The sequence below is a fragment of the Pseudoalteromonas prydzensis genome (assembly GCF_011050055.1).
In the GTDB taxonomy this organism is placed as follows: domain Bacteria; phylum Pseudomonadota; class Gammaproteobacteria; order Enterobacterales; family Alteromonadaceae; genus Pseudoalteromonas; species Pseudoalteromonas prydzensis_A.
Genome location: NZ_DRGM01000101.1, coordinates 1 through 25,839 on the forward strand (window position 1 = coordinate 1; position 25,839 = coordinate 25,839).

Below are 25,839 nucleotides of genomic sequence, written 5' to 3' on the forward strand. Positions count from 1 at the left end.
CGTACCTGTAGTTGTACGTTTAGAAGGTACTAACGCTGAGCTAGGTCGTGAAGTTCTGAAGAACTCTGGTCTAGATATCATTGCTGCTGAATCACTAACAGACGCGGCTGAAAAAGTTGTTGCTGCTGCGGAGGGCAAATAATGTCTGTATTAATCAATAAAGATACAAAAGTTATCTGTCAAGGTTTCACCGGTGGCCAAGGTACTTTCCACTCAGAGCAAGCGCTTGAGTACGGTACACAGATGGTTGGCGGTGTAAGCCCAGGTAAAGGCGGTCAAACGCACCTTGGTCTGCCAGTATTTAACACAGTACGTGATGCTGTAGAAGCAACTGGCGCAACTGCATCAGTTATCTACGTACCAGCACCATTTTGTAAAGATGCCATCTTAGAAGCAATTGATGCGGGCATCGAGCTAATTGTGTGTATTACTGAAGGTATCCCTACACTTGATATGGTTGACGTTAAAGTTAAACTAGATCAAACAGGTACTCGTATGATCGGTCCTAACTGCCCAGGTGTTATCACTCCTGGTGAGACTAAGATTGGTATCATGCCTGGTCACATCCACAAGCCTGGTAAAGTAGGTATTGTTTCACGCTCTGGTACTTTAACGTACGAAGCGGTTAAGCAAACTACTGATGCTGGTTTTGGTCAGTCTACTTGTGTTGGTATTGGTGGCGATCCAATTCCTGGTACTAACTTTATCGACGTTTTAGAAATGTTCGAAAAAGATCCACAAACTGAAGCAATCGTAATGATTGGTGAAATTGGTGGTACTGCAGAAGAAGAAGCTGCAGAGTACATCAAAGCAAACGTTACTAAGCCTGTTGTTTCTTACATTGCTGGTGTTACTGCACCAGAAGGTAAGCGTATGGGTCACGCTGGCGCAATCATCGCCGGTGGTAAAGGTACTGCTGATGAGAAATTTGCTGCATTAGAAGCTGCGGGCGTAAAAACTGTACGTTCACTGGCTGATATTGGTAAAGCACTTAAAGAAAAAACTGGCTGGTAATAACTCGCTATTTTTTTGAAAAAAGGCTCACTTTGGTGGGCCTTTTTATTGTCATCTTATTAGAGGTAAGGTTTTATAAATAATTGCCATTATTTATAAAGTATTATGTCTTGATAGAATAAGTTTCAGAATCTCTAAAAATCAATCTCTTATTTAATTTATGTCTGCTGGCAATAATTAAAACGGTCGTTGTATGTACGATTTTTTATCATTCGCAGAGCTTACCGTAATACGTTATTAAAGTTGCCAAAAACCTTTGCTTAAGGGGGTTATTATTAACAAGCTCAGGTTAGTTATAGGTAATGATTAATATGTTGAAAGAACCGTACTGTAAGATCTTGGCGTTCTTTATTAATCGCTAACGGCTCTACAAGCGTGCGGATCATATTTTCAACCTGGTTCATAAAACGTCCATGACCAACACCTTGCTCATCTTTCTCACTGGCAACAATAACAAAATGTAATGACTCCACCAGTTTTTCGTCATGCCAGTAATGACTGTATTGGGTAGTTTCTCCATCGGTAATGAAGCTCAACTTTTGCAATTCTTGGTTACCATCATTGTTATCTGTTTTGCTGTTGCGAATGATAGGCATAGTGCCATTGGCAACCATTGCTGCTAAATGTAGATTTTTGGCAGCACATTGCTGAATAAACGCGTCATAGAAATGTTGATAGAACTCACTATAGTTAGGACCATTTAATAGCTGGTGAAATTGTGTCTTCAGTGAACGAGTGATCGGGATTGAAAAAGTGGTATAGGTTATTTCATTATGCTCTGTGGGGAGCAAACAATGTCGGCTCTGATAGCGTTGATACAAGCCGCGCAGTTTATAGCCGTAACTTTCTTTATTGCCTTTTGCTTTAGCAAACAAATCATAGGTTAAATGTTGATGGTCGCGTACTTTGATTTCAGTTTCATCAACCAATAGGGTGTCGTGTAAATGTGTCAGCACTTTTTTAACACGGCTATGAAATATAGCGGCATTGGCGCGTAAATCATCTCCGGTGGCAAGAAAGAGTAAGCGAATTTTTTTACTGGGTTGGTTACTATCGTAGATACATTTATGCGCTTCATGGTAACGCGGGTTATAAAAAAACAGAATTTGTTTCTCTGTTTGTAAACAATACGACTCTTCATGAAAACGAACAATCGGGAGCTTATCATTTGCTATCAGGTGTACATTATGCAGTTCGTATTCATCACATGACGCAAAGAGCTGCCGTGCTAAACGTTCATAACATTGCTGTATATTGCTAAACCGTGCGTATAAATCGGCACTGGGTACGAACTCCGCTAAGATATATTGGTTTGCGCGCGCAGTAGTTGGAATATAAACGCGATGCTGTGAAAGTGAAGCCATTATGTTCTCCTTAAAAGAATTACTTTAATGACGCCACTGTAGCTTGATTGAATGACTGTTTTATTGCGCTAGAACAATTTATCGTCGTTAATTGACTAAATAACAATCCTGAGGTGGAACTTAACCTTGTATTTTTCGCTAAGTACACAATATGTAATAAACCCGCATCTATTGCTGTATGTTAAGGTTTGTTTTTATAATATACCCAAACCACCTCAATATGCAGAATTCAGCGTTTCACAGGGGCTTAATATCAAGGCGTTACTTTGCAACAATGGTAGTCCCTTTTAAGAAGTAACAACGATGAGAGTAAGTGCCTGCGAAACGCCCAACGGGTTGGTTTAAAAGCGATTTATACTGCGTTATTGATTTTACCAATAGAACCACTATTACTTGCAATCAATGCCTTGCCTAAATCGCTTTTAATTCCAACTGAAACTCGCATCTTGGGGTGGTTTGGGTATAATGCAGTAGTTTTGTCACCATGCACTATTGTGAGGATTGTACTCCTATGGCGGAAATTGAGAATCGCCCAAGTAATTTTATTCGAACTCGAATTGATGAAGACTTAGCATCAGGTAAACACGCGTCTACGCATACCCGTTTTCCACCTGAGCCGAATGGTTTTTTACATATCGGACATGCTAAATCAATTTGTTTAAATTTTGGTATAGCGCAAGACTACAGTGGTCAATGTAATCTACGTTTTGATGATACTAACCCTGAAAAAGAAGATATTAACTACGTTAACTCGATTAAAGAAGATGTTAAGTGGTTAGGTTTTAACTGGGATGGTGAAATAAAGTATTCGTCAAATTATTTTGATACTTTGTATGAATATGCTGTAGAGCTTATTAATAAAGGCTTAGCCTATGTGTGCTTCTTATCAGCTGATCAAGCCCGTGAATACCGTGGCACATTAAAAGAGCCAGGTAAAAATAGCCCAACACGTGATACCAGTCCTTCAGAAAACTTAGCATTATTTGAAAAAATGCGTGCGGGTGAATTTAAAGAAGGCGAGTGTGTACTTCGCGCGAAAATAGATATGGCCAGCTCATTTATGGTGTTGCGCGATCCTATTATTTACCGTGTTCGATTTGCACACCATCATCAGACGGGTGATAAATGGTGTATCTACCCAATGTATGACTTCACGCACTGTATCTCAGATGCGCTTGAAGGTATTACCCATTCATTGTGTACACTTGAATTTCAAGATAACCGTCGTTTATATGACTGGGTGTTAGATAACATCAGCCTTGAATGTCATCCACAACAAATTGAGTTTTCACGTTTAAACCTTGAATACACAATTATGTCTAAGCGTAAGTTGAATGACTTAGTGGTTAATGGGCATGTGGAAGGTTGGGATGATCCGCGTATGCCAACGATAGCGGGTTTACGTCGTCGTGGTTATACACCCGCATCAATTCGTGAGTTTTGTGCTCGTATTGGTGTAACCAAACAAGAAAACATGGTTGAAATGGGCATGCTTGAAGCGTGTATCCGTGAAGACTTAAACGAACATGCCCCCCGTGCTATGGCCGTACTTGATCCTGTTAAAGTGATCATTGAAAACTATGCTGCCCAGACCGTTGAAACATTATCGGTTGCAAATCATCCGAATGATGAAAGCATGGGTCGCCGTGATGTGCCGTTTACGCGTGAAATTTACATTGAACGTGAAGACTTCAAAGAAGAAGCTAATAATAAGTTTAAACGTTTAGTACTTGATAAAGAAGTACGTCTACGTGGTGCCTATGTTATTAAAGCGGAGCGTGTTGAAAAAGACGAAAATGGCGAGATCACTACAATCTTCTGTAGTTATGATCCAGAAACGCTGGGTAAAAACCCAACGGATGGTCGAAAAGTGAAGGGCGTTATCCATTGGGTTTCGGCCAGTGAGTCAATTACTGCTGAGGTTCGTTTGTACGATCGTTTATTTAACGTACCTAACCCAGCGGCCGCAGAAGATTTTTCGTCAACGTTAAATCCAGATTCATTGGTTGTACTAAGCAACGCGAAACTTGAGCCAGCGCTTGCCAATGCAGCGCCTGCGCAAGGCTTTCAGTTTGAGCGCACTGGTTATTTCAGTCGTGATACTAAGTCAGAGAGCATTGTATTCAACCAAACAGTTGGTTTACGTGATTCATGGACTAAAACACAACAATAGTCAGTTTATCCCTTAACTGTAAAAGTTAAGGGATAAAAGTAACAGACACAAAAAAACCTGCGATTTGCAGGTTTTTTTTACTTTTTAACTTATTATTGGCTATCAGCAAATGCTTTACATGCAGCAGTATCAGTACATTCACCATAAAGGTAAAGCGAATGGTTGGTTAATTTGATACCATTTTCTTCTGAAATTTCAACTTGACGACGTTCAATCATCTCATCTTCAAATTCAACTACTTTACCGCATTTTAAACAAACAAGGTGGTCATGGTGTGTGCTACCTGATAGTTCAAACACTGATTTACCGCCTTCAAAATGATGACGGCTAACAATACCTGCATCATCAAATTGGTTAAGTACGCGGTACACAGTAGCAAGGCCAATCTCTTCACCTAGGTCCAAAAGAATTTTGTAAACATCTTCAGCGCTGATGTGTTGGTTATCTGGAGATTGTAAAATCTCTAAAATTTTAATACGCGGCAAAGTTACTTTTAAGCCGGCTTTTTTTAATTCCAAGTTATGATCAGTCATTAAATCTGTCTCAATTATATTTGGTTATACTAGACACCTTACAAAGATGTACACGACACATTAGCAACAATAAGAATAACGCGCCTAGTCATTAAGTGCAAAGATCAATTGCTAGAATTACTTATAAAAAGTGAAATAGCAAAATGAACGTCACTATTTTATCCGATTACTAGCAATAAAGTGCATTTAATCAGCAAGTTCACTTAAACACATCTCTTCATAAACTTGTGCTGACCATGCTTTTACACGCTGTTCAGTAAGCTCTGGTTGACGGTCTTCATCAATGCCTAAACCAACAAAATGGCTGTCATCAGCCATGCCTTTTGAGGCTTCAAAGTCATACCCTTGCGTTGGCCAATGACCCACTACAATTGCACCGCGCTCGGTAACGATGTCATTGATCATGCCCATTGCATCAAGGAAGTATTCAGCATAGTCTTCTTGATCGCCACAGCCAAAGATAGCAACAAGCTTACCATCAAAATCAATTTCTTCTAATTCAGGGAAAAAGTCATCCCAATCACATTGCGCTTCACCATAATACCAAGTAGGGATGCCAAATAAGATTAAATCAAATTCAGCGATCTGTTCTTTAGAGCTTTTAGCAATATCATGCACAGCCACAAGCTTTTTACCCAATTCTTTTTGGATCATTTTAGCCACGTGCTCTGTGTTACCTGTGTCACTACCGAAAAAAATACCTACACTTGCCATGAATTTAAAACCTTTTATCTATCAATAGCCAATCTTTCTTGTAAAATAGTTTCAATCAGCACACTACGGCTAATATTTTGTGCATCTGCCATATCGCTTAACGCTTGATATAACTGCGATGAAACTTTAAATTCAACACGCTTTAAACCACGTGCTTTATCTCTTTTTATTTGATTACGTTTGTTTACCTTTAACTGAACCTCCCTCGGCAGGGGATTCGTTTTTGGTCTGCCGGGGCGTTTTTCGTATTCAAATAAATCGAGCGTTGTTCTATCTGTTTCAGACTTAGCCATGGTTAACCCACACCCGCACCTTGCCAAAACACTTGGATAAGTCCTTTAGCGATAAAACCAGAACACCCTAAAAATAGCACAAGCCATACAATATAGCGGCCAAACTTAGGTACATTACCTTTTTTAAGTACGTCTTGAATCGCCATACCAATAAAAAAGAACACACCGGCTAAGCCAAAATACAACCCAAGGGTATCAAATTCGTTAATTAACTGACTGACCATCAACGTATAACCTTTAAATTAAACGGCGCGTACTATAGCATATAAAATCGCAATAATTTAGTGCGCTAAGTCAAAAATACATGATTAAATTTTGCTGTCTTAAGCCATTAAAAAGTCACGGATTGACTTATTAACAGCTTGTGGTTTCTGAGCATGTAACCAGTGACCAGCACCATGAATGATTTTTGCTTTTGCATTACTAAATTGCGCCATAATAGCATCACGGTATTCAGGCAATATATAGTCAGAATCGTTCCCTTTGATAAATAAAGTATCGCATAAACAAGAATCATTTGCTTTAATATTTGTTAGGATATTACGATATTTTTCACTCAAAGCCGCTAAGTTGAAGCGCCATTGCAATTGACCCTGTTCATTTTTAGCATAGCTTTTTAATAAAAACTGACGGACACCTAGCTCGGGGATCAGCGGTGCCATCAATTGATCTGCCTGTTTGCGGTCATTGACTGCATGCTGTTCAACGAGTTTTAAAGCAGCAATAATATCATCGTGGCGGCTTTTATAAGCCACCGGTGCAATATCTAAAACAACGAGTTTGTTAACTAATTCAGGGCTTAAATGCGCAATTTGCATGGCAACTTTACCCCCCATTGAGTGGCCGACTAAGTGTGCTTTTTTAATGTCTAAATGTGCCATTAAATGTAGTACATCGTCTGCCATTACTGGGTAATCCATACTATCACTGTGTGGTGAACGGCCATGGTTACGTAGATCAATATTGGTTACGGTAAAATTTTCAGCTAACGCGTTAGCAATAACATTTAAATTCTCCAGTGAACCAAATAATCCATGGATCAAAATTACATCCGGCCCTTGGCCTAGTTGTTTGTAATTTAACAGCATCACAGTTTCCAAAAAAATCGCTAAAAAAGAGTGTCTAGTTTGCCTAGTGAAATAACAAATTGCAAAACATAGAGAATTAAATCAGGTTTGGGTATAATCAGCTAGGAAGAAAAAATGTGACCCGTAACGACAGGAATAACATGAAAAAAATTGACATAGACGACGAGTTATATCAATACATTGCAAGTAATACACAAAGTATAGGCGAAAGCGCTTCAACTATTTTACGTCGTTTGTTAAATATCCACGGCGAAAATGATTTAGTCGTGCCAGAAAAGCCAGCGCTTCCTGCGAGCAAAGATGAGGTTGCAGCAAGCGGTCAGTCATCTGAAGTGACTGCGGTGATAGAGAATAAAAAGCCAGCACCAGTCACACAATTGACACAACAGCATGCGAATGTTTTTAATATACTCAATAAAGAAGAGTTGGCGATGCAAAAAGGGGTGGTAGGGCGCTTTTTGTTTATCCTCTCGGCTTTACATAGAACCCATAAAACTGATTTTTCAGCAGTATTGGATGTGCAAGGGCGTGATCGTGTTTATTTTGCGACCAGTAAAGAAGCACTCGTCAACAGTGGCAGTAGTATGAATCCAAAAAATATCACCGACAGTGAATATTGGGTTATGACTAATTCAAATACCACCCGTAAGAAAATGATGTTGCATGAAGTGGCGCTTGGCTTAGGTTATAGCGCTGAACAAGCTGAAAAAATTCGAGACTACTTATAAAGGAAGTGTAATGGCGATTCATTCCGGTGCAGGAAAACCTGCAACACAATCAGATTTAGTAAATGTACCAAAATTAGTGTCGGCTTATTACTTAAATGAGCCCGATTTAGAACAAAATCCTGAACATTGTGTTGCCTTTGGTACCTCTGGACATCGAGGTTGTTCGTATGATGTGAAATTCAATGAATCACATATTCTCGCCATTACTCAAGCAATTTGTGACTACCGTAAGCAAAATAATATTTTTGGCCCGCTTTTTTTAGGCAAAGATACTCATGCATTAAGTGAAGCTGCCTATAACTCAGCGATTGAAGTATTAGTGGCAAACGAAGTACAAGTGATCACCCAAGAAAATGATGACTTTACCCCGACTCCTGTTATTAGCCACGCGGTTGTGTGTCATAACAAATTGCACCCGCATGAACTAGCCGATGGTATTGTGGTTACTCCTTCACATAATCCACCAGAAGACGGCGGTTTCAAATATAACCCACCTAATGGTGGCCCAGCGGATACCGATGTAACGAAGTGGATAGAAGATAGAGCAAATCAGTTACTACTTGAAGATCTAGTTGAAGTTGAGTTATTTCCCTTTGCAAAAGCATCGCGTTCTGGTTTTATTAAATACCAAGATTTAATGACCCCGTATATTGAAGACTTGATTAATGTGGTTGATGTTGCTGCTATAAGTAAAGCAAATATTAAAATTGGCATTGATCCACTTGGTGGCTCAGGTATTAATTTTTGGCCAGTTATTGCAACCAAGTTTAATTTAGACTTAACGGTCGTAAATGATCACGTTGATCCGCGCTTTGCGTTTATGCCGCTTGATAAAGACGGTAAAATCCGCATGGATTGCTCATCTCCTTATGCAATGGCAAACCTCATTGCGCTTAAAGATGATTTTGATATTGGTATAGGTAACGACCCTGATTATGACCGCCATGGTATTGTTACACCCGATGGTTTAATGAACCCGAATCACTTTTTAGCCGTTGCGATTGATTACTTATTAAATCATCGTAATTGGTCTAAAGATGTACAGATTGGCAAAACGCTGGTATCAAGTGCGATGATCGACCGAGTGGTCGCCCGTAATAATCGTCAAGTGCAAGAAGTACCGGTTGGCTTTAAATGGTTTGTTGATGGTTTAAGCACCGGCACACTTGCGTTTGGTGGTGAAGAAAGTGCAGGGGCATCATTCTTGCGTTTTGACGGAACGGTTTGGAATACCGATAAAGACGGCTTTATTATGGGCTTATTAGCCGCTGAAATTTTAGCTGTAACAGGGAAAACCCCATCAGCACTTTATAAAGAGCTCGAACAAGAATTTGGTGCGCCTTTGTACAAGCGTATTGATGCGCCAGCAAGCTCAGCACAAAAAGATCGGCTCAAGGCTCTTAGTGCCAAAGATGTCACTGCTGATACGTTAGCCGGCGAGCCAATTTTACAAAAGCTAACCCATGCACCTGGTAACAACGCAGCGATTGGTGGCTTAAAAGTGGTCACTGAAAATGGCTGGTTTGCAGCGCGTCCATCAGGGACTGAAGATATCTATAAAATTTACCTTGAATCTTTCAAAGGTGAAGAGCATTTAGCATTACTTGAAAAAGAAGCTAAAAAATTAGTTGATTCAGTGATCAGCTAAGCATCAACTTGTTAAAGAAACGGCTGACTTGATCAGCCGTTTTTGTATTTACTCCACACAAAAAGGCGATTTAATGTCAGCCACAAGAAACTATATCAATGATTTAAAACAAACGGGTGACTTTTTAACACTTAGTCGTGCTAATGAATGGCAGCTAACTCCCAGTGAGTTTATGTTAGCGAACGGCACACAAGTTAATGTCCATGATACTGGCGTTATAGAGTTTCAGCCGCAATCAGCAAGCACTAAAGATATCGTACTTTCCAGTGCCATTCATGGAAATGAGACCGCACCCATTGAAATTTGCGATCAATTAATTAAGCAGGTTCTGCTTGGTCAATTACAGTTGGCGCAACGCGTGCTATTTATTTTTGGCAACCCGCAGTCGATTAATATCGGCAAACGATTTGTCACAGAAAACCTTAACCGCTTGTTTAACGGCCACCATAGTGTAGACGGCATTGCAATGAACAATGAACGCCATCGCGCTAAAAAATTAGAAGACTATGTAAGTGACTTCTTTAGCCGTGGTGGGGTAGAGCGGGCACGTTGTCATTATGATCTCCACACCGCCATTCGTGGCTCTAAAAATGACAAATTTGCTGTCTATCCATTTTTACACGGTAAGCCGTGGAAAAAATCACAGCTGCAATTTTTATTAAGCTGTGGTGTAAATACAGTCTTGATGATGAAATCTGCGGCCACTACATTTAGTTATTATTCATCATTCGTCCATAATGCCGACTCCTTTACTGTGGAGCTGGGGCAAGTAAAGCCATTTGGTGAAAATGACATGAGTCGCTTTGCTAAAACTCGCGACACACTATCTGCATTAATTAGCCAAAAGGAAGTGTCATACAAGGAATTTAATGCAAATGATTTTGAATTGTTCGCGGTGCATCGCTCAATTAATCGCACAGCGCAAAATTTTTCGTTTCCTTTCGCTGATGATGCAGAGAACTTTACCGGCTTTAGTAAAGGTGAGTTACTGGCAACGGATGGCGACACTTGTTACTACGCAGATGTTGAGGGAGAAGCAATTATATTTCCCAATGCCGATGTTGCTTTAGGTCAGCGTGCCTTATTAACCGTAATTCCACTGCAATTAACGGATAATATTATTTAAATTAGCGTTAAAAAATCTCATGTAAGTTGTTAACTATATGATTATATTTGTTTTATATTCTTGTATAGTTAACTTTCCAGTGCCACTCTCGCCAATTCAGTTTGTTTCGTCTATGATTAGTTGAATAACACCTTACGTTAACGTAAAGTGTCAGCAGATTTAATTTAAATACAGTGTAATTTCTGCAAACTTTAACCAGCAGAATTCATCCAATAATAACAAGCGATTTGCACTGTTTTGACAACGAAAGAAGGTAGGTTATGAGTAATCCAAATAACGTATCGCTGAATATCAGTCACGATCTTGAATTTATTGACGGTCATGCCTTGAATATTCCGACCTTGAGTATTTTAAACGAGGATGGCGATATCCACGACGGTGCAACAGCCCCCGATATTGATGAAAGCACTGCGCTGCGGTTATACGAAACAATGCGATTTATTCGTGCGCTTGATGAGCGTATGCAAGCCGCCCAGCGTCAAGGTCGGGTCAGCTTTTATATGCAATGTTTGGGTGAAGAGGCGGCGGTAACAGCATCAGCGGCGGCACTTGATCAAGATGATATGATCATGGCGCAATACCGTGAGCAAGCAGCACTGCATTATCGTGGCTTCACCCTTGATCAGTTTATGAATCAAATGTTTTCAAATGAACTCGATCTAGGCAAAGGCCGTCAGATGCCAATCCATTATGGCAGCGCCGCGCTTAATTATATGACCATTTCTTCTCCGCTGGGTACGCAAATACCGCAAGCGACAGGGTATGCTTATGGTCAGAAAATTAAACATATTGATAGCCAAACAGGTGAGCTAAATTCAGCAATTGATAACATTACAATTTGTTACTTTGGTGAAGGTGCTGCATCGGAAGGTGACTTCCATGCTGGTTTAAATATGGCCGCGGTACATAAGTCACCGGTTATCTTTTTTGCCCGTAATAACGGCTATGCCATTTCAACGCCTGCGGATGAACAGTTTAAAGGGGACGGTATTGCCTCACGTGGTGTTGGCTACGGGATTAAAACAATTCGTGTTGATGGTGCAGATGCATTGGCTGTGTATGCAGCAACAAAAAAAGCGCGTGAAATAGCCACAACAACCGGCGAACCAATTCTGATCGAATCGATAGCTTATCGCTTAGGCGCGCACTCTACCTCGGATGATCCAAGCGGCTATCGCTCTAAAGATGAAGAAGCGCATTACCAAGCATGCCCAATTGAGCGTTTCCGTAAATGGTTAGTGAAACAAAACTGGCTCAATGAAGAAGAAGACGTTAAAGCGAAAGAAACTATTCGAGAAGACATTCTTGCAGCATTAAAACGAGCGGAAGTGATTGCAAAACCAGCATTAGAAGAGCTGGTCTCAGATGTTTATGATACGCCTATTCCTTCATTGCAACGCCAATATGAGCAGTTAAAAACCCACATCAAGCAACACCCAGATGCTTACCCAATCACAGCAGGGAGAATTAAGTAATGGCTAAAATGAACATGTTACATGCAATTAATTCAGCCCTTGATATAACCATGGCCGAACACCCGCAAGCGTGTATTTTTGGCGAAGATGTTGGTTTTTTTGGTGGGGTATTTCGTGCAACATCAGGCTTACAAGAAAAATACGGTCAGCATCGGGTGTTTAATACGCCGCTGACTGAACAAGGTATTATGGGGTTTGCCAATGGTTTAGCTGCGTTTGGCGCACCGGCATTAGCTGAAATTCAATTTGCTGATTATATCTTTCCTGCGTTTGACCAAATAGTGAATGAATCAGCTAAGTTTCGTTATCGTAGTGGTAATGAGTTTAATGTTGGTAACCTGACCATTCGTACTCCATACGGTGGTGGTATTGCTGGCGGTTTATATCATTCACAATCACCTGAAGCCTATTTTGCGCATACGCCAGGACTTAAGATTGTTGTCCCGCGTAACCCGTACCAAGCAAAAGGCTTGTTACGTGCCGCGATAAAAGATGATAATCCGGTTATTTTCTTTGAGCCTAAACGCTTATATCGTGCCTCTACCGGTGAAGTACCTGAAGAAGATTACAGCATTGAACTGGGTAAAGCAGAAGTCGTTAGTGAAGGGACTGATGTGACACTACTCGCGTGGGGCGCGCAGATGGAAATCATCGAAGACGCTGCAAAACGTGCCAGTGAGCAAGGTATTAGCTGTGAAGTAATTGACCTACGCAGTATTTTGCCATGGGATATGGAAACCATTGCCCAGTCTGTAACGAAAACAGGACGCTTAATTGTCAGTCATGAAGCGCCAATTACCAACGGTTTTGGTGCTGAAATCGCGGCGACAATTCAGCAACAATGTTTCTTGCATTTAGAATCCCCTATTTTACGCGTCTGCGGCTTAGATACTCCGTATCCATTAGCACTTGAAAAAGAATATGTACCGGATGCATTAAAAGTACTCGCTGCAATTAAGCAATCGGTTGAATTTTAGGAGTTAGCATGGCAAAAGATTTTATTTTACCGGATATCGGTGAAGGCATTGTTGAATGCGAAGTGGTTGAATGGCTGGTAGCTGAAGGTGACAAGGTTACTGAAGATCAACCTATTTGTGATGTAATGACAGATAAAGCATTAGTGCAAATTCCCGCGGTACATGATGGTGTGATCAGCAAGCTATATTACGCGAAAGGCGATATTGCATTAGTCCACGCACCGCTATTTGCAATGGACATTGCAGGTGAAGTGGGCGCTGAGCCAGAGCAACCAGTAGCATCTAGCGAGACCGCGACTACCAGCAACAGCACCGAGTTACTTGAAGATTTTATCTTGCCAGACATCGGTGAAGGAATTGTCGAGTGTGAAATTGTGGAATGGCTAGTCAGTGAAGGCGATGTTATTGAAGAAGATCAAGCTGTTTGTGATGTAATGACAGATAAAGCCTTGGTGCAAATTCCTGCCAAATACACCGGCACTGTGGTCAAGCTTTACTATGCTAAAGGGGATGTTGCCCAGGTACACAGGCCACTTTTTCAAATGTCGATTGCAGGAACACATTCAGCTAAAGTTGATGTCAGTGATGCACTCGTTAAAGCGCAAACAAAAGCAGTTGAGCCTAAAGCTGCTGTTCGTGAGCAAGCGGTTTGTGGCACCAGCAGCAATGCACAGGTGGCAGCACAAGTTAACCAAAAAGCGGTCGCATCACCAGCGGTTCGACGCAAAGCACGCGAACTCGATGTTGATTTAACCACAGTACCAGGCAGTGGTAAAAATGGCCGTATTTACAAAGAAGACATTGCACGGTTTGTAAAAGGTGAAGTGCCAAACAGTATTGATACCTCGCCATTGCAAGCTAACACTGCTGTTGCAAACACTGCCAATAACACCACAAGTGGTACACGTGTTGAGCCAATCAAAGGCATTAAAGCTGCGATGGCTAAGCAAATGATTGCGTCTGTGAGTACAATTCCGCATTTTACATTTTGTGACGAAATTGATTTAACCACACTTATTGCACTGCGTACTGAATTGAAAGAGCAGTATCAGCAACAAGGCGTTAAATTAACCATGATGCCGTTCTTCATCAAGGCCTTATCACTTGCGATGAAAGAGTTCCCAGTATTAAATTCAAAAGTAAATGATGAGTGTACTGAGCTTAGTTATTTTGCTGATCACAATATTGGTATGGCGGTTGATTCAAAAATTGGTTTATTAGTGCCTAATGTCAAACAATGCCAACTGAAAAGTATTGTTGATATTGCCAATGAAGTGACGCGACTAACGGATGCGGCAAGAGAAGGGCGCGTAACACCGGATGACTTAAAAGCCGGTACTATTAGTATTTCTAATATTGGCGCAATCGGTGGCACCATCGCAACGCCGATCATCAATAAGCCAGAAGTGGCAATTGTTGCATTAGGTAAGCTACAGCATTTACCGCGTTTTGATGAGCAAGGTCAGGTTGTTCGTAAGGCTATTATGCAAGTCAGCTGGTCTGGCGATCATCGGGTGATTGATGGCGGCACGATTGCACGTTTCAATAACTTGTGGAAATCGTATTTAGAAAACCCAGCTAACATGATGATGGCAATGAGTTAACTTTAACGTCTCCTATTTTAAAACCAGCCTAGTGCTGGTTTTTTATATTCTCGGGTGTGGTTATTGCAGCCGATTTTAATAAGTTTAGCGATTAGCAGTAACATATCGGTTTGCACCGATACAAGTCATTCTCAGGTATAACTATTAAGTTTGCGAGGCAGCACGGATGTTAGATTGTATTGGCCGTGTTCTGTGCCCAAGAAAGTGAGAACGATCACGGCGTTAACTCAAAGAAGCTGAGCTGCAAAGCGCTTCAATGAACAATTTCTCAAGCTCAGCAATCGCTGGGCTTTTCTATTGCCGAAATTTAAACGCCATAAAAATACAAGCCATAGCCAACAAGTATTGCTGGCAGCGCTGAATAAATAGTCGCGACCAATGCAGCGCGCGGCGCCATCGCTATTGCTGGGAAAAGCGCATCGCCATCATTCGATATTGCATTAGCAGCTAAGGCACTAAACGGAATGATCCCTTGAATATAAAGTGTGGTGACAACTATTTGCGGCCCACAGCCAGGTAAAAAACCAATTAACACAGCAATTAAAGGTGCTAAATAGGCATAATCAGCAAACCAGGCTTTTAAATCCACGCCTGCAAAAGTGATTAATATTTCAAACAGCATAAATGACGCAACCACCCAAGCAGTGACAAAGTGGGTATCCTGCAATACTTTATAAAGTTTTGAAGGCGGCGTAATTGTCTCTTCCTCTGAGGCAACGTCTTGGTAGCTTTGCCCTTTAGATGACAATGCCCACGTTGCGACAGCTATTAACGCCATACAAGCGCCAAACAGCGTAATGGAGTCTGCCAGCGCGGCATCTAAACTGTTGAAATCAATATTAAGGGCGATCAGTACAGCAATAATGATGCTGGGTATTAAAACCACTTGCCAAATCGACTTACTAATTATGAGTGCTTTACTTGGTTGGTTACAGCAGTCATCTGTGTCGTTATTTTTTGCTGGCCGAAGGTGATCAGCTTTATGCAGGGCATTAACTAAGCTGCCACTGATGATGCCAACGCTCAGGCCAATGATCATGATCAGTAGCCCTTCAAGGGGTTTGGTTGCTAACAATAAAAATGCCGCGTCACCCATAGTCGCAGTTAACACCGCAACAACAGAGCCAAAGCTGGCTTGTCCTTTGGTAAATTGTGTTACCACTATTATTGCGCCCCCACAGCCCGGTAGTGCACCGAGTAATGAGGCAAAGCTTACCTCCAATAGTGGTGATTTTTGACTTAAATAGCCCAGTTCTAATTGTGGCAGGCGATCGATGGCGTAGTAATAAATAAACAAAGTAGCTGCTACAAACACACTAACTTGAAAAAACGCATCGCTCATTGCTGCTAATGTGAGTGATCTCATTGGTGTATAAGCTAAACACAGCAGTAACAGCAGTGGCAGTAATAGCCGCTTATTACTGATAATAAAATGCGTGGAAGTTGGAAAACTTATTTTGGCTAGTGAGAGAGGGAACATAAGTGCAACCTAAAAATTATCTAAGTTGCACTTTAAAATTAAATTAAATGAAAATCAATATCATTTGTATTATTTTCGTTGGAATTCAGAATTTTTATTCCAGGTTGGCCACTGAGCTTGCTCTGAAATATCAAAACCTACTTGGTAAAATAATTGTAAGTCTTGTACTGCGCCAGATAAATCCCACTCATCGCGGTATCTATCACATGGCTGGTGGTAACAGCCGCGTAGCACTAAGCTCATGCGTTTACGGTAATTAGCTGTTTCTTCATCTAATGCTTCACTGCCGCCGCCAGCATACATAGCTGGAATGCCCATATTGGCAAACGCAAAGTGATCAGAGCGGTAGTAACCCCCTGATGATGGCTTAGGATCGCCAGATACTGTGCGCCCTTGTGCTTTTGCTGCCACTGCTAATAGCGAGTCCATTTCAGATTTACCAAGCCCCACAACGCTGATATCTTTTACTTTGCCTAATAAATTTAGGCTGTCCATATTGATATTAGCAACTGTTTTATTTGCTGGGATCACCGGGTTAGCAGCATAATATTTAGAACCTAATAACCCTTGCTCTTCAGCTGTAACAGCTAAAAAGGTCATCGAGCGGCTAGGGTGTTTCGGTAAGCTTGCAAAGGCCTCTGCTACTTCGATTAGTCCAGCTGTGCCTGTCGCGTTATCATGTGCACCATTGTATATCTGGTCACCTTTACGGTTCTTATCAGTGCCTAAATGATCCCAGTGAGCCGAGTAAATAATATGTTCATCGGCTTTCTTGCTACCGGGTAAAGTGGCGATGAAATTATACGAAATAGACTTTTTAATGGTGTTTTTAACCGCAACTGACGCGGTTAAATCACCCATATCAACATGGTAAGCACCTTTAGCTGCATTGGCTTTTGCAGTCTCAAAATCTAAACCTGCTTTAGTGAAAAGTTCTTTGGCAACGTCTGCGGTTACCCAACCTTCAACTGTAACCCTGTCCATGTTATTGTTTTCTTTTTGAAAACCGAACTGCTCACCGCTCCATGAGTTCTCTACAACAGACCAAGGGTATGATGCCGGGGCTGTCTCATGAATAATAATGGCACCTGCTGCACCTTGACGGCTGGCTTCTTCGTATTTGTAGGTCCAGCGACCGTAGTAGGTCATAGCATCGCCAGTAAATAGCGCAGGATCTTTAGTCGCAAAACCAGGATCGTTAACCAGCATAACGACCGTTTTACCTGTGACATCTAAACCTTCGTAATCATTCCAGTTGTATTCTGGCGCATTAACACCATAACCAACAAACACTAATTCAGAATCTTTAATGCTTTGTTGCTCACTAATGCGACTGCTGCCCATTACCATGTCTTTTTTATATTGGTAAGCTTTACCACCAATATTAAGTACCATATCTGGATCCGCTTCTAGCGAAACGAGCGGAACTTCTTGTAAAAAGCTATCGCCGTTGCCAGGTTGAAAACCCAGCTTTTTAAATTCAGTTGTCAGGTATGCCAGCGTCAGCTCTTCACCTTTAGAAGAAGGCGCACGGCCACCAAATTCATCCGAGGCAAGTACTTTTACATGCTCAGCGAGTTGTTCGGCATTGATTGAATTATAACCTTTGCTAACATCATCAGAGGTAAGACTTGTTGTTGCACATCCTGCAAGTACCGCAGTTGCAAGGAGTGTCAGAGAAAAATAACGTTTCATAGTCGCTCTTTTTTTGTTTTAAGTGGGCTGAGTATAAGAACTTCTATTAAATAGAACCAGTTTTTGCGGTAAACTCCCCCTAAAATTTCTGTAAAGCTAAAGATACTAATGAAGCGTTTTACTCCTCATGAACAATGGCATAGCGCCAGCTTAGAAAATGGTGCATTTGATCACTTAAATAGATTATTTTCTTTGAATAGTTTAACTGACTGGCCAGCGTGTGCATGGTTTTCATCTTTCCTTGACGCTAAAAACGCTAATCAGCAAGCAATTAGCTTTGTTGACGATGCCAGCTTTAGTGAGGAAGAGCGCTACTACGAACAAATCATTTTTGATACCGGTAAAGTACCTACCCGCCAGCAAAATTGGCATGACCTATTTGGTGGGCTGATCTGGTGTTTATTTCCTAAAACCAAAGCATTGATCAACCAACGGCATGTTGAAGAGATCACCCTGCATGGCACCAAGCAACGCTCTAAACACCGTAATGCACTCACCTTATTTGATGAGTGTGGGGTGGTGCTTGCGGTGTGTGATGATGTTTGGCCGCAACTACTTAAAAATCACCAATGGCAAGAAGCATTTATTGCACAAAGGGCATTGTGGGGTAAAACCATTGCGCCGTTTATGTTTGGCCATGCCAATTACGAAATGCTGACAAAACCGTATATTGGTTTAACGGGTAAAGCATTATTTGTAAAAGTTCCAAATGACATATTTTGTAAAGATTTAACCCAGCAGTATCAGTATATTGATCAAACCCTTTATGAGATGATTAGCGTTGATAACTGTTTAAGGGACAACAGCCAGCTGTCACCGTTACCGCTGTTAGGCGTACCGGGCTGGTATGATAATAATAACCCCGAATTCTATAGTAATACGGATTACTTTAGACCGAAACGAAGGACACGAAAATGATAGTAGTAGCAGGGCTTAAGAAGAAATTTAAGCTGACCAAAGATCATAAAAAAAATAACCTTGATAAAATCGATCCCCGCGAAGATAAAGATTACTTTCATTCAGTTACAGATGTCAGCTTTCATTGCGCGCAAGGCGAAGTGCTGGGCTTACTCGGGCCAAACGGAGCAGGTAAAACCACCACCTTAAGAATGATCTCAACAGCCTTAAAACCGGATGCGGGCAGCATTCACATTGCTGGTGAAGACATTATTAAAAACCCACTATTTGGTCGTCAATCCATTGGTTTTTTATCGGGTAGTACCGGGTTATATGGTCGTTTAACGGTTAAAGAGAACATTGAATACTTTGCTAAACTGCACGGTATGAGCAAGGCGGCTATTAAGTCTCGCTGCGATGAGTTATTTGACTTACTCGATATGCATAGCTTTATTGATAAACGTGCAGAAAGCCTTTCAACTGGGATGAAGCAAAAAGCCAATATTGCGCGAGCCGTTGTCCACCATCCTGCTGTGGTTGTACTTGATGAACCAACCACGGGGCTAGATATCATGACCACCCAAACGGTGATCAACTTTATCAAAGGATTAAAAGCGCAAGGTACCCCAGTAATATTTTCAACCCATCATTTAGATGAAGTAGCATTACTGTGTGACCGTGTTGCGGTTATAAACGAAGGGAGCAGTTGTTTTGATGGCAGTCTTGAGGAATTTAAAAAAGTAGGCAAGAGCGACGAATTAAATCAAGCATTTATGAACATTCTAACGGAGAAAAATGATGTTTGAAGTATTTAAAAAGGAAATAAGAGAGCTGTTACGCGATAAAAAAACCTTGATTTTTATCGTCGCATTGCCAGTTGCTATCTTTCCACTGTTATTCGCCGTTATGGCGTTTATAAGCTCTCAAGCAGCACTTGAAGCAGAACAAAAAGTAAATACCTATGCCATTATTAATGGCCAGTATGCGCAGTCGTTTACTGATAAAGTGTTTTACCATAAAAGTTTTGAACTCTATAAAGGCGAGCAGACTTTTACCACCGTTGCAGAGCTCACCGAGGCAGTAAGAGCTGGTACTATAGATATGGGGATTTATTTACCCTCGGATGCCAAACAAACCCTAGACGAAGCAAAGCAAAGCCAGTGGCAAGTGGTTTACAACGATGCCAAAGCAATTAACTTTTTGTTTGACCGAGTAAAAGAATTGGCCGAAGAATTTGGTGATGATCTGCGTATTGAGAAACTACTTAGCTACGGTATTAGTGAGCAACAGCAGCAGGCAATCATTGCACCAATAAAGGTTGTTAAAGTTGATACTGCTGATAAACGAGAGAATTTAGGCGAGAAAATAGGGGGTTTTATTCCTTATCTGCTTATTCCCTTGGTGTTAATGGGCGCAACCTATCCGGCAATCGATTTAGGTGCTGGTGAAAAAGAGCGCGGCACTTTAGAAACGCTATTACTCACACCGATCACCCGTACACAACTGGTATTAGGTAAGTTTATTACCTTACTTGCAGCATCAATCGCGACCACCACAATCACAGTACTGAGTATGGGGATTTGGATCAGTATAGCGATCACTTTTGTTGACTTAGCTGTTGTTAAAACTGCGTTTAGCTCGTTACGAGTGTTAGATCTTGCGTTAATCTTTATTATCTTACTTCCCGTTGCTGCAATATTCTCATCACTTGCTTTAGCCATTTCTATTTATGCACGTACCTTTAAAGAAGCACAAAACTACATGACACCGTTGAGCATGGGGGTTATCTTTCCCATTATCGTTGCACTATTACCTAACGTAGAGCTGAATGCCAAAACAGCGTTTATTCCCGTTACTAATGTGGCACTTGCAATAAAAGAAATTATTAAAGGCACGATTGATTACACCTTGCTAGGTTTGATCTTCTTAGCCACAGTGATTGTTGCCGGTGCATTACTGGCATTTTGCGTTAAATGGTTTAATAAAGAAGCAGTACTGTTTAGGTAAGGGTAAGGGTCTGTTTATCTTTCGAGGTTGATTTTGCAGCAGTGTATTTGGTTTTTAGGCAAGGCGAATTTATAATAAGCCCGAACATAGAATGACACTTGAAGGTCTTTTATATCGTATGAGAACAGGCATCCTTAGCGTGATTTGCCTCGTGAGTTTACTGACTGGAGTGCTGTCTTTAGGGATTTTCAGTTATGCTCTAAGAAAGGTGTAATGACTAAAATCATAGTTAAAAAGGTGATCTCATAGCGTGAATCGCCAAAATATACCACTGTATGTATAGGCAGTGATATGTGTTTTGTCCAATATTACTGATCTCCACCATTTTGGTGTATTTCTGCATTTATAAAACATGGGCGTAGTTAACTAATTGTTTACAGTTATTTATTTGAGGGCTAAGATAAATGCAAGGTAATATATGGACGTTTGACGGTTTATAAAACGATAAATGTCGTAGACAAAGTTGTTATGTGCCAAAACAAAACGGAACCGATGAATAATATTGAGGAAGTACAAAGCGTTAAAAGTGATGCAATAAAGGCTGCATTGGCATTTCTTATAATTAATTTAATATCTGTAGTTTTTTTCCTAGTTGGGAAGCCTTTAGATGACGTTGCCTTTGTTTTCGTTTTTGTTCAAATTGCTTTTTTTGCAGTTTGGTTATTACCATATTTCATCTATCAAGTATTATTTCGTAAACGAGAGCTTCTGTATGCATTTTATAAAACTCTTAGTTCTTACAAAGATCTTTGGACTAATTTCACCTATTAAGCGGGCACATAACAAAAACATCATTTCGCTCGTAAACTCGCTGGGACAATTACTCACTGGCTGGCGCTTCGCGCAGTATAGCCAGCAAGTAATTGCCCTATATGTTAAGCGTTAACTGATCTATGAATCCGAACGAATGGAAGCAAAGAGGGCTGGTTTCAATCTGGAGTTATGATGGCAGCCCCCGTAACTACCCCGGGTGGCATCTTAACTGTGATGAGGCTGGTGCTGCCTCATTAATCAGTCTTGTGGATGCTCTCTTGGATTCCCAGGAGGATGCACATAGAACAGTTGTGGTAACCAGTCCTGCTGAGTCTCAGCTTGCCGTTTCTAATTGTCGCGCGACACCAAGCTCTCCTGAGAGGTTGGTCGTGAAGATTGCTCCAGAATGGAGGCTATCTGAGGTGGCGGGTAAGCTTGAGCTTTGCTTACCTCGAGAAATGGGTCAAGAAATCATCAGGGGTCTGCAGGGGCTTGTAGAAGGAAAAGGTGACTACAGTATTGGCGAGAAAGGTAGTCAGCTGTGGTTTTGGTGGTAGCAGTTAACAAGCCGCTGCTGCCGACAAGCGACAGAGCGCAGCGTTAAGCGCCAAGGTGCATGTAGCAAGGATAATGTATGAGCCAAACAGAAATAGTTATACTGGCAAACTCCGTTAAGCACGGGCAGCATTGCGTGGCCGGTAAGTGTATGAACACAGGCAGATGGATTAGGCCCGTGTCCAATGCCCAAGGAGCCGAGTTAAGTCATGAGCAAGCAAAATATCAAAATCCCTACGGTACTTATGGTGTAAAACCGCTTCAAAAAATCCGAATGGGATTATCACAACATGTTCCGCTTCCGCACCAGCCGGAAAATTATTTGATAGATGGCAACCTGTGGCATCAAAACTACTCTATAGGCTTAAGTGAGCTACGTAACTATCTTGACCAACCTGTTGACATATGGGGGCAAGGCAATAGAGTACAGCATACTTCAATCGCTTTTGGAGTTTATAAAGTTATCCAATCGCTTTATCTCATCCAAGTGGCAGGCCTTAGTCTCCATCATACAGATGATGGTAAAAGGAGAGCATCTTTTACGTATAACGATGTCGAGTACGATTTAGCAGTGACCGACCCCAAATTTGACGAACTGGTAATAGATAATCGCGAAGTTAATCAAATCCTTTGTATAAGTCTTGGGGAAGAGCATAACGGATATTGCTACAAACTTGTGGCCACAATTTTCTGAGGATGTAATGGATATTTATACTATCGGGTTTACTCAAAAAAATGCTGAAAAATTTTTTAAATTTCTGAAGATTTCTGGCGTTAAAACACTTATTGATGTTCGCTTAAATAATGTATCCCAATTAGCAGGTTTCGCAAAAAAAGACGATCTTAAGTTCTTTCTGAAAGAGTTGTGCGGGGCTGAATATGTCCATTCACCAGAGCTTGCGCCAACTAAAGATATTTTAAATGCGTATAAAAAAGGGGAAATGCCTTGGGAGGTTTACGAGGACAGATTTCTAAATCTTATGGCGCAGCGAAGCATTGAGAAATCGATTAAGTCAGAATTGCTAGATCATGGGTGTTTGCTATGCAGCGAGCATGAACCACATTATTGTCATAGAAGACTAGTTGTCGAGTACCTTAATGAGCATTCAAATCTTAACCTCAAAGTGAAGCATTTATACTGATGGCTATTGTTCTAATTCTTTATCCAAAGGTCTTTAATTGCTACTCGAAGTTTTCTAGGAAGGTAGGAAAAATAATTTCGAGTTTGGGCGAAGTGTCATTGATATACCCATCCGATCACAATGGATTCATCCAAAAATTTTGTGATGAACATTCTGGTAAAATACAAAGCAATCAAATGGCTGATTGGGGGGTTAATGATATAACTCATGCAATTATATTTGATGACGGAGAAGAGTTTCCAGAAGAAACTAATAGATTGCGATCTAGCGGGTTGCCTATGAGGGTTGTCAATATCTCGATAACACGGGTCATAAATATAAAAGTTGATACTGAATATCAAGCAAACAAAAGCACGCCTAGTTATCAGTATATTGGAAGGGGGTCTTACTGGGGTAATCCTTACTCCATGTATGAAGAAGGTAATGATCGCGAAGAAGTTATTCGAAAGTTTAAATATGACTTCGATTACGAAAAATTTCCAAATAAAGAAAAATCAAAAGTGTATAAATTGGCAGGAAAGCGATTGGGCTGCTTTTGCAAACCGCACGCATGTCACGGTGACGTTCTTGCTGATTTTTTGAATTCTTGGGATGACGGGAAGTAAGCGCTTAATTGGGTAGCCGGAGGTCTCCTCCAGCCCCCACACTCCCCATCATGCGCTTTTTATTAATAAGAAGTGCAATGGGCGGTTCATCTCCCGTAATGAATATTGATCCAAATATCTCTCAATGACACTAAACCTTGTGACGCTAAATAGTCATTGCCTACGGATCCAGAGATCTAAATCCACCGTTAGTTGATAAGCGTTAGCTATTAGGTAGTAGTGTCTCCAGCCGCGTAAATACTGCGTGAGTTTAGAATCTATTTTACTCTAAAGCGCAGCGCCTCTTAACCTCTTTGTGAGTAATTCACTAAATTTTTTTGTATAAAGAGAAGGGAATGAGCGAAGCTTTGCGCGCTTAGTATCGGCACTTCAGTGACAATCGACTTGCTTGCGTCCTGTTACTCGGATCTGACAGTTCAAATTAAGGCTTATTCACCTAATAATGTTCACCTAATAATAAGTGTAACGCTCAGCACTCGGTACAACGCCTTCAATTATCTTTTAATCTTGCCACTGCTAAGTCATTTCAACGTATTGTTTTGCCTGTTAGTCGAACTAGACTTTTTATTGATCAAAAGACTGATACACTGCGTATCATAATGGAAATAATAATTAATTAGGTGATCTTTTGAAATTTCGCGTTCTTGTAAGTTGTGTTTATTTTACCTGCGCTGCGGTTATACCTTCGGCATTCGCTGCTAATGTACTTGTAGAGCACGTTGCGATGGAACATGCCAATGAGCAAGTGCAAGCTGTTGGTAATGCAGAAGCTATTCGCTCTGTTATCCTTTACCCTGCAGTGGGGGATAAGGTAACTGCGGTACATTTTAAACCCGGTGATCAAGTAACGGCTGGTGCCGTGCTATTAGAACTTGATTCACGCAGACAAACAGCGGCATTAAACGAAGCGAAAATAAAGCTCGCTGATAGCGAACGTATCCAAACACGGTTACAACAAAGCCATGCTAAAGGGGCGGTACCGCAAAGTGACTTAGACGATGCAAAAACTGTGTACGAGTTGGCAAAAGTCGCAGTCACTAAAGCTGAAACTGAACTACAAGATCGCCAAGTTCGCGCACCGTTTAGTGGCACTATGGGGTTGACTGATGTGGAGGTAGGCGATCGCATCACCACGCAAACAGCAATAGCAAGCATTGATGATACCCGTGCGTTATATATTAATTTTAATGCCCCAGAGTCAGCAATTAGCATGCTCAGAAACAGTGGTAATGTGACTGTGATGCCGTGGCAGGGAAGCGATGCTATCAATGCCAAAGTTGCCTATCTTGATTCACGCATTGACCCACAAACACGTACGCTGCGGGTAAAAGCAAAATTAGATAATGAAAACGCACAATTTTTACCGGGTATGAGTTTTCGAGTACATATAGAAATACAAGGTGAACGTTATGCGGCAGTGCCAGAAGCTGCATTGCTTTGGGGGGCGACGGGTCCGTATGTATGGAAAAGTGTTGAGCAAAAAGCCACGCGCGTTGATGTAAAAATTCAGCAACGTTTAGCAGGGCGTTTATTGGTATCAGGCCCCTTACTGGAAGACGATATTTTAGTAGTTGAAGGCGTGCAACGGCTTCGTCCAGCGCAAGCACTTGAGTTTGTGCAACCGCTTGCAAACGTGCAGGAGTAGTTGTAATGCAATCACCTATGATGCAAGACCTGCCTTCGATGGCAATTCGCCGCCCAGTATTAATCGTGGTACTCAACTTATTAATTATAATCGCAGGTATTGCTGCTATTGCGGGTGTTGAGGTACGTGAACTGCCAGATGTTGATACACCAAGGATCACGGTATCGGCCTCTTTTCCCGGTGGTTCACCAGAGACTGTCGATACCGAAGTAACCAGTAAACTCGAAGGTGCTGTTGCGCGAGTCAGTGGCGTTAAAACCATTCGTGCGCAAAGTGAAGAAGGTAGCGCACGGATTGTGGTTGAGTTTCGTGCTGGAGTAAAC

At 41.3% G+C, this 25,839-nt stretch carries 26 protein-coding genes and 2 pseudogenes; 19 read left to right on the top strand and 9 right to left on the bottom strand.

All coding sequences use genetic code 11. The annotated features are described in order from the left end of the window. Positions 1–142: pseudogene (gene sucC / locus ENH88_RS09365) on the top strand (succinate--CoA ligase subunit beta); the annotation flags it as partial. Beyond that, on the top strand, positions 142–1,014 hold the full coding sequence (gene sucD, locus ENH88_RS09370; RefSeq protein WP_145233870.1) for a succinate--CoA ligase subunit alpha: 873 nt from the start codon (positions 142–144) through the stop codon (positions 1,012–1,014). The pseudogene sucC and the gene sucD, both read left to right, overlap by 1 nt. A gap of 293 nt (positions 1,015–1,307) precedes the next feature. Here sucD and ENH88_RS09375 read toward each other — a convergent pair whose 3' ends face one another. Then, positions 1,308–2,378: a DUF3083 family protein gene (locus tag ENH88_RS09375; RefSeq protein ID WP_304181947.1), complete on the bottom strand. Its 1,071-nt coding sequence runs from the start codon at positions 2,376–2,378 to the stop codon at positions 1,308–1,310. Positions 2,379–2,889: 511 nt separating this feature from the next. Between ENH88_RS09375 and glnS the strand changes: the two genes are divergently transcribed. After that, the gene (glnS, locus tag ENH88_RS09380) at positions 2,890–4,551 is read left to right on the top strand and encodes a glutamine--tRNA ligase (RefSeq protein ID WP_304181949.1); all 1,662 of its coding nucleotides are present in this window, start codon (positions 2,890–2,892) and stop codon (positions 4,549–4,551) included. Positions 4,552–4,643: 92 nt separating this feature from the next. Here the strand turns inward: glnS and fur are convergent, their stop codons facing one another. The 5 genes from fur to ENH88_RS09405 all read right to left on the bottom strand — a co-directional run bounded on the left by fur (position 4,644) and on the right by ENH88_RS09405 (position 7,179). Next, positions 4,644–5,084 (bottom strand): ferric iron uptake transcriptional regulator, encoded by a 441-nt coding sequence (gene fur, locus ENH88_RS09385; RefSeq protein ID WP_192540984.1) that lies wholly within the window; start codon positions 5,082–5,084, stop codon positions 4,644–4,646. 186 nt (positions 5,085–5,270) lie between these two features. Then, positions 5,271–5,798, bottom strand: a complete 528-nt coding sequence (gene fldA, locus ENH88_RS09390) for a flavodoxin FldA (protein ID WP_304181952.1) — start codon at positions 5,796–5,798, stop codon at positions 5,271–5,273. Positions 5,799–5,812: 14 nt separating this feature from the next. Next, entirely contained in the window at positions 5,813–6,091 is a 279-nt protein-coding gene (gene ybfE / locus ENH88_RS09395; RefSeq protein ID WP_304181954.1) for a LexA regulated protein, read from the bottom strand. 2 nt (positions 6,092–6,093) lie between these two features. Continuing rightward, complete coding sequence (locus ENH88_RS09400) at positions 6,094–6,315, bottom strand: DUF2788 domain-containing protein (RefSeq protein WP_016709655.1); 222 nt, start codon at positions 6,313–6,315, stop codon at positions 6,094–6,096. Between the two features lie 99 nt (positions 6,316–6,414). After that, positions 6,415–7,179, bottom strand: coding sequence for an alpha/beta fold hydrolase (locus tag ENH88_RS09405; protein ID WP_304181957.1), 765 nt, complete (start codon positions 7,177–7,179; stop codon positions 6,415–6,417). Between the two features lie 140 nt (positions 7,180–7,319). Between ENH88_RS09405 and seqA the strand changes: the two genes are divergently transcribed. The 6 genes from seqA (at position 7,320) to ENH88_RS09435 (ending at position 14,737) form a co-directional block, all read left to right on the top strand. Then, positions 7,320–7,907 carry a replication initiation negative regulator SeqA gene (gene seqA / locus ENH88_RS09410; RefSeq protein ID WP_304181960.1) on the top strand — a complete coding sequence of 196 codons (588 nt, stop codon included), beginning with the start codon at positions 7,320–7,322 and terminating at the stop codon, positions 7,905–7,907. A gap of 10 nt (positions 7,908–7,917) precedes the next feature. After that, positions 7,918–9,555 (top strand): phosphoglucomutase (alpha-D-glucose-1,6-bisphosphate-dependent), encoded by a 1,638-nt coding sequence (gene pgm, locus ENH88_RS09415; RefSeq protein ID WP_304181962.1) that lies wholly within the window; start codon positions 7,918–7,920, stop codon positions 9,553–9,555. Positions 9,556–9,628: 73 nt separating this feature from the next. Then, positions 9,629–10,681 carry a succinylglutamate desuccinylase gene (astE, locus tag ENH88_RS09420; protein ID WP_304181964.1) on the top strand — a complete coding sequence of 351 codons (1,053 nt, stop codon included), beginning with the start codon at positions 9,629–9,631 and terminating at the stop codon, positions 10,679–10,681. A 260-nt stretch (positions 10,682–10,941) separates the two neighbouring features. Then, positions 10,942–12,156 (top strand): thiamine pyrophosphate-dependent dehydrogenase E1 component subunit alpha, encoded by a 1,215-nt coding sequence (locus ENH88_RS09425; protein ID WP_304181966.1) that lies wholly within the window; start codon positions 10,942–10,944, stop codon positions 12,154–12,156. Further along, positions 12,156–13,133: an alpha-ketoacid dehydrogenase subunit beta gene (locus tag ENH88_RS09430; protein WP_304181968.1), complete on the top strand. Its 978-nt coding sequence runs from the start codon at positions 12,156–12,158 to the stop codon at positions 13,131–13,133. Before ENH88_RS09425 ends, ENH88_RS09430 begins: the two co-directional genes overlap by 1 nt. Before the next feature lie 8 nt (positions 13,134–13,141). Further along, entirely contained in the window at positions 13,142–14,737 is a 1,596-nt protein-coding gene (locus tag ENH88_RS09435) for a dihydrolipoyllysine-residue acetyltransferase (RefSeq protein ID WP_304181970.1), read from the top strand. Positions 14,738–15,044: 307 nt separating this feature from the next. Here the strand turns inward: ENH88_RS09435 and ENH88_RS09440 are convergent, their stop codons facing one another. Further along, positions 15,045–16,217: a putative manganese transporter gene (locus ENH88_RS09440; RefSeq protein ID WP_304181972.1), complete on the bottom strand. Its 1,173-nt coding sequence runs from the start codon at positions 16,215–16,217 to the stop codon at positions 15,045–15,047. Between the two features lie 69 nt (positions 16,218–16,286). Beyond that, complete coding sequence (locus ENH88_RS09445) at positions 16,287–17,912, bottom strand: M28 family metallopeptidase (protein WP_304181973.1); 1,626 nt, start codon at positions 17,910–17,912, stop codon at positions 16,287–16,289. Between the two features lie 108 nt (positions 17,913–18,020). Between ENH88_RS09445 and ENH88_RS09450 the strand changes: the two genes are divergently transcribed. From ENH88_RS09450 to ENH88_RS09485, 8 genes and pseudogenes are all read left to right on the top strand, one after another. Then, entirely contained in the window at positions 18,021–18,830 is an 810-nt protein-coding gene (locus ENH88_RS09450; RefSeq protein ID WP_304181975.1) for a DUF3025 domain-containing protein, read from the top strand. Beyond that, positions 18,827–19,615, top strand: coding sequence for an ATP-binding cassette domain-containing protein (locus tag ENH88_RS09455; protein WP_304181977.1), 789 nt, complete (start codon positions 18,827–18,829; stop codon positions 19,613–19,615). Before ENH88_RS09450 ends, ENH88_RS09455 begins: the two co-directional genes overlap by 4 nt. After that, positions 19,608–20,816, top strand: a complete 1,209-nt coding sequence (locus tag ENH88_RS09460) for an ABC transporter permease subunit (RefSeq protein ID WP_304181990.1) — start codon at positions 19,608–19,610, stop codon at positions 20,814–20,816. Before ENH88_RS09455 ends, ENH88_RS09460 begins: the two co-directional genes overlap by 8 nt. A 64-nt stretch (positions 20,817–20,880) precedes the next feature. Beyond that, positions 20,881–21,041 (top strand): annotated as a pseudogene (locus tag ENH88_RS09465) (transposase); the annotation flags it as partial. Positions 21,042–21,308: 267 nt separating this feature from the next. Continuing rightward, positions 21,309–21,587 (top strand): hypothetical protein, encoded by a 279-nt coding sequence (locus ENH88_RS09470; RefSeq protein ID WP_304181979.1) that lies wholly within the window; start codon positions 21,309–21,311, stop codon positions 21,585–21,587. Positions 21,588–22,203: 616 nt separating this feature from the next. Further along, entirely contained in the window at positions 22,204–22,818 is a 615-nt protein-coding gene (locus ENH88_RS09475; RefSeq protein ID WP_304181981.1) for a dual OB domain-containing protein, read from the top strand. Positions 22,819–22,825: 7 nt separating this feature from the next. Beyond that, positions 22,826–23,266 carry a DUF488 family protein gene (locus tag ENH88_RS09480; RefSeq protein ID WP_304181983.1) on the top strand — a complete coding sequence of 147 codons (441 nt, stop codon included), beginning with the start codon at positions 22,826–22,828 and terminating at the stop codon, positions 23,264–23,266. Then, on the top strand, positions 23,266–23,871 hold the full coding sequence (locus ENH88_RS09485) for a DUF4326 domain-containing protein (protein WP_304181985.1): 606 nt from the start codon (positions 23,266–23,268) through the stop codon (positions 23,869–23,871). Before ENH88_RS09480 ends, ENH88_RS09485 begins: the two co-directional genes overlap by 1 nt. Positions 23,872–24,024: 153 nt before the next feature. On the opposite strand, the gene ENH88_RS23150 is transcribed toward ENH88_RS09485, so the two are convergent. After that, positions 24,025–24,132 (bottom strand): group II intron maturase-specific domain-containing protein, encoded by a 108-nt coding sequence (locus ENH88_RS23150; protein WP_349768653.1) that lies wholly within the window; start codon positions 24,130–24,132, stop codon positions 24,025–24,027. A gap of 367 nt (positions 24,133–24,499) precedes the next feature. Between ENH88_RS23150 and ENH88_RS09495 the strand changes: the two genes are divergently transcribed. Then, positions 24,500–25,516: an efflux RND transporter periplasmic adaptor subunit gene (locus ENH88_RS09495; RefSeq protein WP_304181986.1), complete on the top strand. Its 1,017-nt coding sequence runs from the start codon at positions 24,500–24,502 to the stop codon at positions 25,514–25,516. 5 nt (positions 25,517–25,521) lie between these two features. Next, on the top strand, positions 25,522–25,839 hold a 318-nt coding region (locus ENH88_RS09500), incomplete at its 3' end, for an efflux RND transporter permease subunit (RefSeq protein ID WP_304181988.1).